Origin of the sequence: Pseudomonas sp. TWR1-1-4, from assembly GCF_049897165.1 — a bacterium.
Classification (GTDB): Bacteria; Pseudomonadota; Gammaproteobacteria; order Pseudomonadales; family Pseudomonadaceae; genus Aquipseudomonas; species Aquipseudomonas canadensis.
Genome location: NZ_JAFCVS010000003.1, coordinates 351,794 through 366,595, shown reverse-complemented (window position 1 = coordinate 366,595; position 14,802 = coordinate 351,794). Strand labels below are relative to the sequence as shown.

Annotated in this window: 14 protein-coding genes and 4 tRNA genes; 7 read left to right on the top strand and 11 right to left on the bottom strand. The window is 57.7% G+C overall.

Annotated elements, in window-relative coordinates:
- Positions 1–171: 171 nt before the first annotated feature.
- Together cheR and ACP7C6_RS10080 are read right to left on the bottom strand one after the other, a co-directional pair.
- Positions 172–999: a protein-glutamate O-methyltransferase CheR gene (gene cheR, locus ACP7C6_RS10085; RefSeq protein WP_025854126.1), complete on the bottom strand. Its 828-nt coding sequence runs from the start codon at positions 997–999 to the stop codon at positions 172–174.
- A gap of 44 nt (positions 1,000–1,043) precedes the next feature.
- A complete protein-coding gene (locus ACP7C6_RS10080) occupies positions 1,044–1,976 on the bottom strand; it encodes a chemotaxis protein CheV (protein ID WP_028617600.1) in 933 nt (310 codons plus the stop codon).
- 94 nt (positions 1,977–2,070) lie between these two features.
- Here ACP7C6_RS10080 and flgA point away from each other — a divergent pair, with 94 nt between their 5' ends.
- The 4 genes from flgA (at position 2,071) to ACP7C6_RS10060 (ending at position 4,664) form a co-directional block, all read left to right on the top strand.
- Positions 2,071–2,835 (top strand): flagellar basal body P-ring formation chaperone FlgA, encoded by a 765-nt coding sequence (gene flgA / locus ACP7C6_RS10075; protein ID WP_028617601.1) that lies wholly within the window; start codon positions 2,071–2,073, stop codon positions 2,833–2,835.
- Positions 2,836–2,976: 141 nt separating this feature from the next.
- Complete coding sequence (flgM, locus tag ACP7C6_RS10070) at positions 2,977–3,300, top strand: flagellar biosynthesis anti-sigma factor FlgM (protein WP_122687331.1); 324 nt, start codon at positions 2,977–2,979, stop codon at positions 3,298–3,300.
- A gap of 48 nt (positions 3,301–3,348) precedes the next feature.
- A complete protein-coding gene (locus tag ACP7C6_RS10065; protein WP_028617603.1) occupies positions 3,349–3,819 on the top strand; it encodes a flagella synthesis protein FlgN in 471 nt (156 codons plus the stop codon).
- 95 nt (positions 3,820–3,914) lie between these two features.
- On the top strand, positions 3,915–4,664 hold the full coding sequence (locus tag ACP7C6_RS10060) for a flagellar brake protein (protein WP_028617604.1): 750 nt from the start codon (positions 3,915–3,917) through the stop codon (positions 4,662–4,664).
- A gap of 60 nt (positions 4,665–4,724) precedes the next feature.
- On the opposite strand, the gene ACP7C6_RS10055 is transcribed toward ACP7C6_RS10060, so the two are convergent.
- On the bottom strand, positions 4,725–6,110 hold the full coding sequence (locus ACP7C6_RS10055; RefSeq protein WP_028617605.1) for an MFS transporter: 1,386 nt from the start codon (positions 6,108–6,110) through the stop codon (positions 4,725–4,727).
- A 269-nt stretch (positions 6,111–6,379) separates the two neighbouring features.
- Positions 6,380–6,456: transfer RNA gene (locus ACP7C6_RS10050), tRNA-Arg, on the bottom strand.
- Between the two features lie 325 nt (positions 6,457–6,781).
- Between ACP7C6_RS10050 and ACP7C6_RS10045 the strand changes: the two genes are divergently transcribed.
- From ACP7C6_RS10045 to ACP7C6_RS10035, 3 genes are all read left to right on the top strand, one after another.
- Positions 6,782–7,009, top strand: a complete 228-nt coding sequence (locus ACP7C6_RS10045) for a hypothetical protein (RefSeq protein ID WP_028617606.1) — start codon at positions 6,782–6,784, stop codon at positions 7,007–7,009.
- A 10-nt stretch (positions 7,010–7,019) separates the two neighbouring features.
- A complete protein-coding gene (locus ACP7C6_RS10040) occupies positions 7,020–7,199 on the top strand; it encodes a PA3371 family protein (RefSeq protein ID WP_028617607.1) in 180 nt (59 codons plus the stop codon).
- A gap of 379 nt (positions 7,200–7,578) precedes the next feature.
- On the top strand, positions 7,579–7,905 hold the full coding sequence (locus ACP7C6_RS10035; protein WP_003175643.1) for an Arc family DNA-binding protein: 327 nt from the start codon (positions 7,579–7,581) through the stop codon (positions 7,903–7,905).
- Positions 7,906–8,074: 169 nt separating this feature from the next.
- Here the strand turns inward: ACP7C6_RS10035 and mgtE are convergent, their stop codons facing one another.
- The 7 genes from mgtE to alaS form a co-directional block, all read right to left on the bottom strand.
- Positions 8,075–9,517, bottom strand: coding sequence for a magnesium transporter (mgtE, locus tag ACP7C6_RS10030; protein WP_028617608.1), 1,443 nt, complete (start codon positions 9,515–9,517; stop codon positions 8,075–8,077).
- Positions 9,518–9,857: 340 nt separating this feature from the next.
- Positions 9,858–9,934 (bottom strand) — tRNA-Arg (locus ACP7C6_RS10025).
- Positions 9,935–10,006: 72 nt separating this feature from the next.
- Positions 10,007–10,083, bottom strand: a tRNA-Arg gene (locus ACP7C6_RS10020).
- A gap of 108 nt (positions 10,084–10,191) precedes the next feature.
- Positions 10,192–10,282 (bottom strand) — tRNA-Ser (locus tag ACP7C6_RS10015).
- A gap of 62 nt (positions 10,283–10,344) precedes the next feature.
- On the bottom strand, positions 10,345–10,533 hold the full coding sequence (csrA, locus tag ACP7C6_RS10010; RefSeq protein WP_003175645.1) for a carbon storage regulator CsrA: 189 nt from the start codon (positions 10,531–10,533) through the stop codon (positions 10,345–10,347).
- A 175-nt stretch (positions 10,534–10,708) separates the two neighbouring features.
- Entirely contained in the window at positions 10,709–11,950 is a 1,242-nt protein-coding gene (locus ACP7C6_RS10005; protein WP_028617609.1) for an aspartate kinase, read from the bottom strand.
- A gap of 95 nt (positions 11,951–12,045) precedes the next feature.
- Complete coding sequence (alaS, locus tag ACP7C6_RS10000; RefSeq protein ID WP_028617610.1) at positions 12,046–14,664, bottom strand: alanine--tRNA ligase; 2,619 nt, start codon at positions 14,662–14,664, stop codon at positions 12,046–12,048.
- Positions 14,665–14,802 lie beyond the last annotated feature (138 nt).

The window sequence follows — 14,802 nt, the reverse complement described above, 5'->3', positions numbered from 1 at the left end:
CGCGTGGTGCCAGTAAAGCGGCAATCCGGGTTGCCGCTATTGAAAGGTTTGCCGCAAAAACAAATGTGGGAGCGGGCTTGCTCGCGAATGCAGTCTGTCAGTTGATACATGCATCGACTGACACTGCGCTTTCGCGAGCAAGCCCGCTCCCACATTTTTACCGCGTACGACTTACTTAGCCTGGTAAATGATCCCCGGGCTGCACTGCACCATCTGGTAATGATCCGGCAGACCGTTCAGCGCTTCGGAAGCACCCAGGAAAAGGTAGCCGCCACGCTTGAGCGTGCCATGGATGCGCAGCAGGATGTCTTTCTTCACTTCGGCCGAGAAGTAGATCAGCACGTTGCGGCAGAACACCATGTCGAACTTGCCCAGGCTGGCGTAGCTGTCGAGCAGGTTGAACGAGCGGAACTCCACACGATTCTTGATCGGCGCCTTGACCGCCCAGCGCCCCGCCCCTTTCGGATCGAAGTAACGTTGCAGGCGCTCCTGCGACAAGCCACGGCCCAGGGCCAGGCTGTCGTACTCGCCAGTCTTGCAGTTGGTGAGCATGGTGCCGGACAGGTCAGTGGCCACGATTTGCGCCCCAGCCTTCAACTGGCCCATGTTCGTCCGCTCGAACTCATCGATCGACATCGAAATCGAGTACGGTTCCTGCCCCGAGGAACAGGCGGCCGACCAGATGCGCAGGCGCTGGCCCGGGCTGGCCTTGATGGCTTCCGGGAGCACTTTGCTCTTGAGCACTTCAAACGGATAGGTGTCGCGAAACCACAGGGTTTCGTTGGTGGTCATGGCATCGACCACCATTTCCTTGAGCCCGCTGCGCGGCTGCCCCTGGATGCGCTGGACCAGCTCACCCAACGACTTGATGCCCTGCTGCTCCATCAGTTTGTTGAGACGGCTGGATACCAGGTACTGCTTGTTTTCACCGAGCAATATGCCACAGGCTTTTTCCAGGAAGACCCGGAACTGTTCGAAATCCAAATTACCCGTAGACAATGATACCGCCTCTTAAATCGTGTGACCGCCAGGGGGAAATCCCCCTAGCCGTGATCTGCTGCCTTGATCCGGTCGACAACCCGGGATGCCAGGTCATCAGGACGGAATTTGGCCAGGAAGTCATCGGCACCGACTTTCTTGACCATCGCCTGGTTGAATACACCCGACAACGAAGTATGCAGGATGATATGCAGTTTTTGCATGCGTGGATCGTTACGTATCTCGGCCGTGAGGGTGTAGCCGTCCATTTCCGGCATCTCGATGTCGGAGATCATCATCAAGAATTCTTCCTCCGGTTTCTTGCCGTCATCCACCAGCTTACGCAGGTAATCCAACGCCTGGCGACCATCATTGAGGGCCACCACTTCCACGCCGACGGTTTGCAGGCAACGGGTCACCTGTTTACGCGCCACCGAGGAGTCGTCCACCGTCAATACACGCAGGGAGATCGCCTTGTGCGCGGTTTCGGCGTCCACCACCCCCACGGAAATCGATTCCGAGGTAGGTGCCACTTCGGCGAGGATCTTCTCCACGTCGATAATTTCCACCAACTGGTTATCCACCCGCGTCACCGCCGTGAGGTAGTGATCGCGACCGGTGCCCTTGGGCGGCGGATGGATCTCTTCCCAGTTCATGTTGACGATGCGCTCCACCGAGCGCACCAGGAAACCCTGAGTCTTGGTGTTGTACTCGGTAATGATGACGAACGGGTTCTCACGGTCCTGCAAACCCGCCGAACCCGTGGCCAGGGACAGGTCAAGAATCGGGATGGTCGCGCCACGGATATTGGCGACGCCACACACCACCGGGCTCGACTTGGGCATGATCGTCAGCTTGGGGCATTGCAGCACTTCCCGCACCTTGAACACGTTGATGCCATACAACTGCTTGCCATCCAGGCGAAAAAGCAACAACTCCAGGCGATTCTGCCCTACCAGCTGTGTGCGCTGGTTTACTGAATCCATTACTCCTGCCATGCCTTGACTCCCACGCTAAAACCTTTGGCCATACCTATAAGGACAGTGACGCGCACCCAACTCTAAACGGCACGGCCTTTGCTATTTATTGGTCATGGATATTAAAACGACAGTTTCCCGACGCCCCATCCTGACACGGTACCGCACATTGCTTTGCGCACCGCTGGTGCTGCTTGCCTTCGGCCTGGGCACCGCGGCCCGCGCAGACAACGTCACCTTGCCTGATCTACTTATCGGCGTCACCCAAGGCTTTCTTGAGTTCACTGTAGAAGATTATCTGGCAACTACCCAGACACCAGGGCGTTATGAAATCCAGGTCAACCAGTTGGACCCACGCCTGCGCATGCCCATGTGCGACAAGGAATTGACAGCCACCCTGGAAAGCCCCGCCCAGCCCATCGGCCGTGTGACGGTCAAGGTGCGCTGCGACGGCGCCTCGCCCTGGACCGTCTTCGTACCGGCGCAGGTCAAGCTCTTCCGTGATGTGGTGGTGGTTGCCCGCCCGCTCAAACGTACCGGGATCATCGGTTTCGAGGACGTGGTACTACGCGAACGCGACATCAGCATGATCAGCCAGGGCTACTTGACCTCCCTTGACCAGGCGGTCGGGCAGAAATTGACCCGACCAGTGGTCACCGACCAGGTCATCACGTTGGTGCATCTGGAGCAGGCAGAGGTGATTCGCAAGGGCGACCAAGTGGTGATTTCCGCCAGCAGCGGTGCGCTGCAGGTAAAGATGCCGGGGGAAGCCCTGTCCAATGGCGGCATGAGCGAACAGATTCGCGTGAAGAACCTCAACTCCAACCGAGTGATCAAGGCACGGGTCACCGCACCGGGTCAGGTGGAGGTAGCTTTATAGACTACTGGTATCGGGCGCGCGCTTTTCCTACACTGTCGGTTGGATGCCGGCCTGCAGGTTTTATTGTCAATCGAGCCTAAAGTTTGTCCGGGTATGGCCGAAAACATGGCAAGCGTCCAAATACCCAGAGGTTTTTTGATCATGGTCATCGATTTCAGTCGTTTAAATAACACCCCGACAACGTCGGCCCCTACGCGAGCTACTGGCACCAAAGACAGCGTAGAAGCCAAGGCCCAGCCACTGCCCGCCAAGGCAGAACAGGCCAGCGTCAGCCAGAGCGGGGAATCCGTACACCTGAGCAATGAGGCTCAACAGTTGCAGAAGGTCACTGACTCGCTGCGCGATCAACCGGTGGTCAATAAAGCCCGTGTGGCCGAATTGAAACAGGCAATCGCCGATGGCAGCTATAAAGTCGACAGCAACCGTGTAGCCAGCAAGCTGCTTAATTTCGAAGCCGAGCGCTAGGCACAGGCCTGCGCAGGGCTTTTGGACGCTTAAACCCCAAGGCCAGCCATGCATCACGACGAAAATCTGCTTCAACTGATCATTGATGATCTAGCGCCGACGCAACAGCTGCTCGAGCTGCTCAGGGAAGAATCCCTGGCCCTCTACGGCCGGGACATGCCCCTGCTGGAAGAAATCCTGGCGCGCAAGCAGTCGCTGATTGTCCTGCTGGAACAGCACGGCAAAAAACGTAGCCAGATCCTCGTCAGCCTGGGCCTGCCCGCAGACCATGATGGCCTGACGCAGCTGGCTAGCCACTCTTCGGTTGGCGATCAACTACTGGCCCAGAGCAAAGAACTCAATCAATTGCTCACCCAGTGCCAGGAAGCCAACCTGCTCAACGGTCAGTCGATCCAGCTTCAGCAAGCCACGACCGCCAACCAGTTGCGTATACTTCACGGCGGAGAGCCTCCGGCGCTTTACAATGCCCAGGGTTCCACCTCGCGCCTGGTCAAGCCAAGCACCCGCAGCCAAGCCTGACGCCGGTTTACAGCGCACCTATCCAAGGCGCGCCACATACTGGCAGAATGCCTGCTCTTGCGTGTAGTCGTATTTTGTCTGGAGATGGAAGAACCGTGTTCAACGCCCTTAATGCGGAAGATGCCCCGCAGCCACCCAAGGTCCTCACCACGCCTCTGGAAATCGCCAGCACCTTGCGGATGCTGCAAGACAGCCATGACCCGCTGATCATCACCTTTCATGAGCGCAGCCAGCGCTTCCAGAGCTACCTGGTCGACGTGGACCGGGACAGCAAGACCCTGGCACTGGACGAAATGATTCCGCGTGACGGTGAGCGCTTCCTCGAAAGCGGCGAGCCGTTTCGTATCGAAGGTTTTCATGAAGGCGTGCGCGTCGCATGGGAAAGTAACGGTACTTACACAATCAGTGAAAAAGACGGCCACCGCATCTACACCGGCGGCATGCCCGACGAAGTGGTCTACCACCAGCGCCGCAATGCCTTCCGCGCCGCCTTGAAACTGGCCCAACTGGTCAACATCGAACTGGGCGGCGAGAAGCTCAAGGCACCGATCAGCGGCAAGCTGCTGGATATTTCCGCCACCGGCTGCAAGCTGCGCTTTGAAGGGGATATCTCCGAGCGCTTGCAACTGGGCCAGGTCTACGACCGCTTTATCGCCGCCCTGCCCTTTGGCAGCATGACCACCTCGGTCGAACTGCGTTACCTGCACTTCGAAGAGAAGATCAACACCACCTTCGCCGGTGTGCGCTTCCACAACATGAGTGGCTTGGTGCAGCGCCAAGTCGAGCGTTTTGTGTATCAGCTGCAACGCGAAGCACGGCGCTTCGACAAAGACGATGATTTTTAAAACTTAAAGATCGCGGCAAAAAAACGGGCAGATCCTGATGGGATCTGCCCGTTTTTGCTTTCAGGGACGCGCCCGGCTCAAGTCGTGAGGGTGCTCGTCTGGTCCCACGGGTTCAGGCGGCCCTTCAAAGAGCGGCTCATCCGGCTCTGGGTTCGGATCCGTTTGCGGCTCAGCGTCCGGGACGGCGGTTTGCATTTGCTCCTGCACCACCTGTTCATCCACACGCGGGTCCAATGCGGCCACCAGCGGCGAGCTGGACATGCTGTCGGGCATCGCGACGTGATGCAACGGTGCATCGTCCACCTGATGCAGGTTGGTCACAGCTTTTGGCCGGATACGCCACACCAGGATCAACGCGCACAGGCTGAAAAACGCATACAGCATGTGGCTACCGAACATCTTCATCACCACACCCGCCAGCAACGGCCCGACACTCGCGCCGACGCCATAGGTCACCAGCAGCATCGCCGTTAGCGACACGCGGCGGTCACCTTCCACATGGTCGTTGGAGAACGCCACCGCCAGTGGATACAGGCAGAACTGCACCAGCGAACACAGGAAGCCCGCCACGAACAACACTTCAAGCGGCACCTGAGTCATTATTGCCAGCGGTAATGCAGCCACCGCCAGGCACAGGGCAAAACAACGGATCAGCAGCGCACGGTCATAACGGTCCGACAACCAGCCCAACGGCCACTGCACCAACAGGCCGGCGAAAATGCAGCTACCCATGAACAGACCCACCTGCTCGGTGGTCAAGCCTTGCTGAGAGGCATAGAGCGGCGCCAGGCCGTAGAACGAGCCCACGATTACACCCGCCCCAAGTACTGTACTCAACGACTGCGGCACGCGCTTGATAAAGAAGCGCGGCTCCATCGGCGCAGGATGCAGCGGCGCCGGGTGAATCCGCCGGGTCATGGCCACCGGCACCAGGCACAGGGCGAAACACAGCGCCACCAGCATCAGCAATTCAAGGCCAAGCTGAGGGTGCATGACCAGGATCAGTTGACCGAGGACCAAGCCCAGGTAGGAAGCGATCATGTAACCGCTGAACACCACGCCACGCTGCTTGGCGTCCGCCTGCTCATTGAGCCAGCTCTCGATAACCATGTACTGGCACATCATGCCCAGGCCCACGATCATCCGCAGCACGATCCACGCCGGCAGCCAGTCGACCAGGCCATGGCCCAGCACGGCCGCACCGACAATCCCGGCGCAGGTTGCATAGGCGCGGATATGCCCGACCCGGGCAATCAGGCGGTGCCCGATCTTGCCACCCAGTACCAGGCCAAAATAGTTGGCCGCCATCAACGCACCCACCCACAGGCTGTCGACATGATCAGCCGCCAGGCGCAGGGCAAGGTAAGTACTGAGCAGGCCGGAGCCGATCAGCATCATCAAGGAGGCGAAATAAAGGGCTCGAAAAGATTTCCAGATCTGGCGCATCGGCGTTCCGAGCGGCTCCTTGCGGTGAGAGACAGGGCTATCGGCATGATAGTCCGGGGTGGCCGGGTCCGGACAGGCGGTATGCGCTGTTTCCGGGGATTATTTTGCTTTAAGGCTCAGACGCTGTCTGGCTGCTCGCGGGATACACGGATTGCGATAAATACACGACGCAAGGGGTGTGAACCCAGAACCCTGGCAAGGTTCGACCCATCTTCAGAAAATGCCCACAAAAAAGCCCCGCCAGACGGATCTGTGCGGGGCTTTGGATCTGGTGTCCCAGGGCCGGTTCGAACGGCCAACCTTCCCCTTAGGAGGGGGATGCTCTATCCAATTGAGCTACTGGGACAAATGACAGCCGCTGCGCTGAAGGCGCGGCGACGGACGGCGTGCATGTTAACGGCCGAGGTGGGTTTTGTCATGTCGTCCGTAGGCTTTTTGAGTGTAGGCCGATACCGACCTCATTTATCCCGCCCTGACCCCGAAAATACAGGCCCGCGAGCCCATCGTGCAAAATGCACTCCCCCAAAAAGCCATCATTGCAAATTGCAACCTTTCAATCGTTTAAAGTAGACTCAAGCCTTTGATTTTATTGAACTAATAGATTGGCACGACACCTGCAATACTTCTCCTACAAACCCAATAAGCCACGGCGTTAAGCGGAGAACATGACCATGAACAGTGCCCTTCTGTTAGCCCTCAACACCGTAGCCCTGGCTGCATTGCTGATGTTTCACTTTCAATCGACCGGCAGCAACGATCCTGCGCAGATCAGCCAGGCCGTGCCACATCACCTGCAGCAACGCCCGCAACTGGCGGTGATGACCCCCAATGCGCAATCGCCTGTACGCCTTACCCAAGACACTCAGTCCGCACCCGCCTCTGGGCACTGGGTTTTCTGAGGAACCTCTGATGAACAAATTTGCCTGGCTGTTTTTATGCATGACCGCATCAACAGGGATTCTCGGCCTGGGGGCTGAATCCCAAGACGGCCAAACGACCGCATTCGTCGCCAGTGGCGTGTTTGCCAGCCTGTTGTTGCTCACCTTGATCGTGGGTCGACGCATCAAATTCGACCCAGTCTTGCGCTAACCCACCTCCCTACCTTATGTCGCCTTCCCCTCGCTAATCGGCAAATTGCCACTAGTCTTAAACTTAAGGGCAAAAGGCCACTTTGCTATAGGATGTGCGGCCTCAAACCCTGTGGCGGCATGGGCTGACGGCAAGTTCCATCGCGGATTCACGCGTTGAAAATTTTTCCAACCAGTCCGCAAAAATGCAAATCAGTGCTGGCATAAAGCCTTTAGCCAGTTCAATATTTGTCACAGAATTGACGCCAAGGAAATGTCAAATCTGAGGCATGATGCGGCCTCTTTGCAATTCAGGTTGAACTTTGGTCGTGAGCCTTGTCTTAACACTCATCTTGCGGCCAATTCCAAAAACCGCTCCCCTGAACTAACCGGTTAAATATATGCGCCCATTGAAACAGGCAATTTATTCCAGCCGTACGGCTGACAAGTTCGTCGTACGTCTGCCAGACGGAATGCGGGAACGCATTGCCGAGGTGGCTCGCAATCATCACCGCAGCATGAACTCCGAAATCATCGCGCGCCTGGAACAAAGCCTCATTCAGGAAGGTGCGCTGGGCGACGAGTTGAGCATGCGCCTGGACAGCCCCGAGCTGTCGCTGCACGAACGCGAACTGCTGCAGCGTTTTCGTCAGCTCTCCCACCGCCAGCAAAATGCTCTCGTCTCGCTTATCGCGCATGACGTTGAGGCGGCCGCAGAAGCCAATTGATCTGCAACTGAAAGCCGAAGCCAGCCCTGTGCTGGCTTTTTTTTGCGTGGGATTTTTTGTAGGAGCCGGCTTGCCGGCGATCCGAGCGATACGGTCTATCAGTTAAACCGAGGGGATGCGATCGCAGGCAAGCCAGCTCCTGCAGAGGAAGCCGGCGCGCCATGCAAGATCAGAGCAGGAAGATCGTTGCCAAACCCAGGAATATGAAGAAGCCACCACTGTCGGTCATGGCCGTGATCATTACGCTGGCACCCATTGCCGGGTCGCGCCCAAGGCGGGCCAGGGTCATCGGGATCAGTACCCCCATCAGCGCCGCCAGCAGCAGGTTGAGCGTCATAGCTGCGGTCATCACCACACCGAGCGACCAACTGCCATACAGCAAGTAGGCCACCACACCGATCACCCCACCCCACACCAGGCCATTGATCAGGCCAACCGCCAACTCTTTGCGCAGCAGACGTGACGAGTTCGCTGTACTCACCTGATCCAGCGCCATGGCGCGCACGATCATGGTAATCGTCTGGTTACCGGAGTTACCGCCGATACCAGCCACAATCGGCATCAGTGCTGCGAGCGCCACCAGCTTCTCGATCGAACCCTCGAACAATCCGATAACCCGCGACGCGATAAAAGCGGTGATCAGGTTAATGGCCAGCCACGCCCAGCGGTTATGCAGTGAGCGCCAGACCGAGGCAAAGATATCTTCCTCTTCACGCAAACCTGCCATGTTGAGGACTTCAGTCTCACTCTCTTCACGAATCAGGTCGACCATTTCATCGATGGTCAAACGGCCGATCAGCTTGCCGTTCTTGTCGACCACCGGCGCCGAGATCAAGTCATAACGCTCAAACGCCTGTGCGGCCTCGTACGCGTCTTCATCCGGGTGGAAACTCACCGTGTCGCTGGCCATCAGGTCTGCGACTTTCTTGTCTGGATCATTCACCAGCAGCCGCTTGATTGGCAAAACACCCTTGAGAATGCCTTCATAGTCGACCACAAACAGCTTGTCGGTATGGCCCGGCAACTCTTTGAGACGACGCAGGTAACGCAAGACCACTTCCAGACTGACGTCTTCGCGGATGGTGACCATCTCGAAGTCCATCAGCGCGCCGACTTGATCCTCGTCGTAGGACAGCGCGGAGCGCACACGCTCACGTTGCTGGCCATCGAGGGCTTCCATCAGCTCATGGACAACATCACGGGGCAGTTCAGGGGCCAGGTCGGCCAGTTCGTCGGCATCCATCTCCTTGGCCGCAGCCAGGAGTTCGTGATCGTCCATGTCGGCGATCAGGGTTTCACGAACCGAGTCGGATACTTCGAGCAGGATGTCGCCATCTCGCTCAGCCTTGACCAACTGCCAGAGGGTCAGTCGATCGTCCAGCGGCAAGGCTTCGAGAATGTAGGCGACGTCGGCAGAGTGAAGGTCGTCGAGCTTGCGTTGCAACTCAACGAGGTTTTGCCGGTGAACCAGGTTTTCGACCAGATTGTTGTTCGGGCCATCCTGGCGGTGCGTGAGGTCTTCGACCACGCGTTGGCGCTGCAGCAGCTCGATGACTTGAGCCAGACGGTCCTGCAGGCTTTCTTGTGTTTTCTTTACTTCTACTTCGGTCATAGGCGAACTCCACTCCCAGCAGCGGGGCACGCCGGAAGGATCAATCAGTCAATTCATGATTGGTAAAACGGGGTACTGAGCAACTACTGGGTAAGTCCATGGAGGTATTCCACAAGCCCCGGCGGGGCTGACGGGCGCAATCATACACCGCCCGGCCACTTTAAACGTCAAAAAACTGGGAAGAACAAGCGCTTGCGAGCCAAAGCTGAGTATTGGCTGCATCTATGAACTGCGACGACGCAGTGAAGCAGGAAAACACATGGCCGCGAGAGAAAAACAAAAAATCCTACATAAACCCCAGACGGCAAAAAGCCCGCACTAGGCGGGCTTTTTGTTTGTATGGTGCACTCGACAGGATTCGAACCTGTGACCGCTCGGTTCGTAGCCGAGTACTCTATCCAGCTGAGCTACGAGTGCAGATTGTGTTTTTAGACCAGATCACAACTGGTTGTAACCGAATCACTTGCATTGCTGCAACTGACTCTTAAATGGTGCACTCGACAGGATTCGAACCTGTGACCGCTCGGTTCGTAGCCGAGTACTCTATCCAGCTGAGCTACGAGTGCATTTGTTGCCGCGCATTATAGGCCGTTCAATCTCTATGTAAAGCTATTTTTTCGTTAATTTTCAACAACTTAGCGAAAAAACCAGATTGCAACGTACTAAGCAAATAATGGCGGAGAACGGGGGATTCGAACCCCCGACACCCTTTTGAGGTGTACTCCCTTAGCAGGGGAGCGCCTTCGGCCACTCGGCCAGCTCTCCGCAACACGGGGCGTATATTAACCACGTTCATCCCCGTTTGCAAACATAAAAAACGATAAAAATTAAAGGCTTGGTTCTTCGTCCTTCTCTTTCTTGATCCGCAGGTAGATTTCCTCGCGGTGTACCGCCACCTCTTTCGGAGCGTTAACCCCGATACGCACTTGATTGCCTTTGACGCCGAGCACGGTCACGGTGATTTCGCCATCACCGATAATCAGGCTTTCTGCGCAACGACGAGTCAGAATCAGCATACCTTTCTCCTCACGCATTTCAGTTCAGGAACAACAGTCTGCAAAAAAAAGGCCTTCGACCTACAACCCAAAGGCCATAGCCCTACCCGCCTAAGTATTGTCGAGCGCACGCAAAAGAACATGCGCCCTACAAAAAAAGGAAAGGCGCGGTAAACCGCGCCTTCCTGGCACTTCGTCACTCGCCCTGTCGGGCCGGAGCGTCCAGCTCAAAAGCGGTATGCAGTGCGCGTACAGCCAATTCCAGGTACTTCTCTTCGATGACCACCGAGACCTTGATTTCCGAGGTGGAGATCATCTGGATGTTGATGCTTTCCTTGGCCAGTGCCTCGAACATGCGGCTGGCAACGCCGGCATGGGAACGCATGCCCACACCCACGATCGACACTTTGGCAATCTTGGTATCGCCGACCACTTCACGGGCGCCAATCTCGCTCGCGGTGTTCTGCAGGATCTTCTCCGCCGCATCGTACTCGTTGCGGTGCACGGTGAAGGTGAAATCGGTGGTGTTATCGTGCGAAACGTTCTGCACGATCATGTCGACTTCGATGTTCGCGCCGCTGATAGGGCCCAGGATCTTGAAAGCCACACCCGGGGTATCCGGCACGCCACGGATAGTCAGCTTGGCTTCATCACGGTTGAAAGCGATACCGGAAATGATCGGCTGTTCCATGGATTCCTCTTCATCAATAGTAATGAGGGTGCCCGGACCCTCTTTGAAGCTGTGCAATACGCGCAGCGGAACGTTGTACTTGCCGGCGAATTCCACCGCACGGATTTGCAACACCTTGGAACCGAGGCTGGCCATTTCCAGCATCTCTTCAAAGGTGATCTTGTCCAGGCGCTGGGCCACGGAGACAACGCGCGGATCCGTGGTGTAAACGCCATCCACATCGGTGTAGATCTGGCATTCATCGGCCTTCAGAGCCGCGGCCAGTGCCACGCCGGTAGTGTCTGAACCGCCACGCCCCAGGGTGGTGATATTGCCGTGCTCATCCACACCCTGGAACCCTGCTACAACTACCACGCGCCCGGCTTTCAGATCCGTACGGATTTTCTGATCGTCGATCTGCAGGATCCGCGCCTTGGTATGCGCGCTGTCAGTGAGGATGCGCACCTGACTGCCAGTGTAGGACACCGCCGGCACACCGCGTTTGTTCAACGCCATGGCCAGCAACGCGATGGTCACCTGCTCGCCGGTGGACACGATCACATCCAGCTCACGTGGCAGCGGCTGTTGATCACCACTGATTGCCTTGGCCAGGTCGATCAGGCGATTGGTCTCGCCGCTCATGGCCGACAGCACCACCACCAGGTCGTCGCCGGCATCGCGGAATTTCTTAACCTTGTCGGCCACCTGCTCGATTCTTTCGACAGAACCGACCGAGGTGCCTCCAAATTTCTGTACGATCAAAGCCATTTCTAAGCCGCCTCAGCCCGTAAAGGGGCGCCCAATAAACAAATTCAAGCAACCGAGCGAGCCCATGACTAGACCATGGGCTCATTAACAGCGCCTTAAATACCTGCCTCGACAAACGGCACGGTCAGGGCCAGTGCCGCGTCCAGGGCACCGGCGTCTACACCACCGCCTTGCGCCATGTCCGGACGACCACCGCCCTTCCCGCCCACTGCCGCGGCGGCTTGTTTCATCAAATCACCGGCCTTGAGTTGGCCAGTCAGGTCTTTGGTTACACCGGCAACCAGAACGACCTTTTCCTCATGGACACCGCCGAGCAGGATCACTGCGCGGCCGAGCTTGTTCTTCAACTGATCGACCAAGGCCAACAGCGCCTTGCCATCCTGACCGTCCAGGCGCACGGCCAGGACTTTCACACCCTTGACGTCCAGCGCGCTGGCCGACAAATCATCGCCCGCCGCACTGGCTGCCTTGGCCTGCAACTGCTCCAGCTGTTTCTCCAGCGCACGGTTGCGCTCCAGAACGGCGGACAACTTGTCGATCAGGTTGTCACGGCTGCCCTTGACCAGGCCCGCCGCTTCCTTGAGTTGTTCTTCAGCCGCATTGAGGTAAGCCAGCGCCGCAGCGCCGGTCACCGCTTCAATACGACGCACGCCGGACGCCACACCGCCTTCGCTGATGATTTTCAACAGGCCGATGTCGCCGGTACGGTTGGCGTGGATACCGCCACACAGCTCCACCGAGAAGCTGCCGCCCATGCTCAGCACGCGCACTTCATCGCCGTACTTCTCGCCAAACAGCGCCATGGCGCCTTTCTTTTTGGCGGTTTCGATATCGGTTTCTTCGGTTTCCACCGCTGTGTTCTTGCGAATCTCGGCGTTGACGATGTCTTCCAGGGCCTTGATCTGCTCCGGCTTGATCGCTTCAAAGTGGCTGAAGTCGAAGCGCAGGCGCTGACTGTCGACCAACGAACCCTTCTGCTGAACGTGATCCCCCAGTACCTGACGCAACGCGGCGTGCAGCAGGTGAGTGGCGGAGTGATTCAAAGCGGTTGCATGCCGTACGTCGGCATCGACCTGGGTGTCTACCGGCGCACCGACCGTCAGGTTGCCCAGCACCAGCACACCGTGATGCAGGAACGCGCCGCCGGTCTTGGTGGTGTCGCGCACCTCAAAACGCCCGGAGGTCGAGCTGAGGAAACCACAGTCACCAATCTGGCCGCCGGACTCGGCGTAGAACGGCGTCTGGTCCAGGACCACAACGGCCTCATCGCCTTCGTTTAACACGTCGACCGATTTACCGTCTTTATAGATAGCAACAATTTTGGCCGAGCCAACGGTCGCCTGGTAACCAATGAACTCGGTAGGCACATCAACCTTGACCAGGGTGTTGTAGTCCAGGCCAAAGGAGCTGGCGGAGCGAGCGCGCACGCGCTGGGCTTCCATCTCACGCTCAAAACCGGCCTCATCGACGGTCAGCTCGCGTTCACGGGCAATGTCGGCGGTCAGGTCCATGGGGAATCCGTAGGTGTCGTAAAGCTTGAACACCACGTCGCCCGGCACCACGGTGCCTTTGAGCCCGGCCAGGTCCTGCTCCAGGATCTTCAGGCCGTGTTCCAGGGTCTTGGAGAACTGCTCTTCTTCAGCCTTGAGCACGCGCTCGATGTTGTCTTGCTGCTGCTTGAGTTCCGGGAAGGCTTCGCCCATCTCGGCAACCAGCGCGGCGACGATTTTGTAGAAGAAGCTGCCGGTGGCGCCCAGCTTGTTGCCGTGACGGCAGGCACGACGGATGATGCGACGCAGCACATAACCACGGCCTTCGTTCGACGGCAGCACGCCATCGGCGATCAGGAAACCGCAGGAACGGATGTGGTCCGACACTACTTTGAGCGACGACTGGTTTTCGTTGGCGCAGCCAATCGCGGCAGCCGAGGCGCTCAGCAGGTTGGTGAACAGGTCGATTTCGTAGTTGGAGTGAACGTGCTGCATCACCGCACTGATCCGCTCCAGGCCCATGCCGGTGTCTACCGACGGCGCAGGCAGCGGATGCAACACGCCATCGGCGGTGCGGTTGAACTGCATGAACACGTTGTTCCAGATCTCGATGTAACGGTCGCCGTCTTCTTCCGGCGAGCCCGGTGGGCCGCCCCAGATGTCGGCGCCGTGATCGTAGAAGATCTCGGTGCAAGGGCCGCACGGGCCGGTATCGCCCATGGTCCAGAAGTTGTCGGAGGCGTACGGCGCGCCCTTGTTGTCGCCGATGCGGATCATGCGCTCCACAGGTACACCGATTTCATTGGTCCAGATGTCATACGCTTCGTCGTCGGTCGCGTAGACGGTGACCCAGAGTTTTTCCTTCGGCAGCTTCAGCACGCCGGTCAGGAAGGTCCAGGCAAAGGTGATCGCGTCTTTCTTGAAATAGTCGCCGAAACTGAAGTTGCCGAGCATTTCGAAGAAGGTGTGGTGGCGCGCGGTGTAACCGACGTTTTCCAGGTCACTGTTCTTGCCGCCGGCGCGTACGCACTTCTGGCTGCTGGTGGCGCGGGTGTAGGCGCGCTTTTCCTGGCCCAGGAAGCAGTCCTTGAACTGGTTCATTCCCGCGTTAGTGAACAGCAGGGTGGGGTCATTGCCTGGGATCAAGGAGCTGGAGGCTACACGGGTGTGGCCTTGCTCTTCGAAGAAGCGAAGGAAGGCTTCACGGATTTCTGCGCTTTTCATTAGGTTCTTCCACGGAGGCTGCGGCCAAAGGCCAGTGCGCAACATCATCAGACGGAGCGACGGCAAAGGGCCGCATTATATCGGCCCTTTGCCGGTGGTACAGCGTGTTTATACGATTGAAACGTTCAATTAGACGGT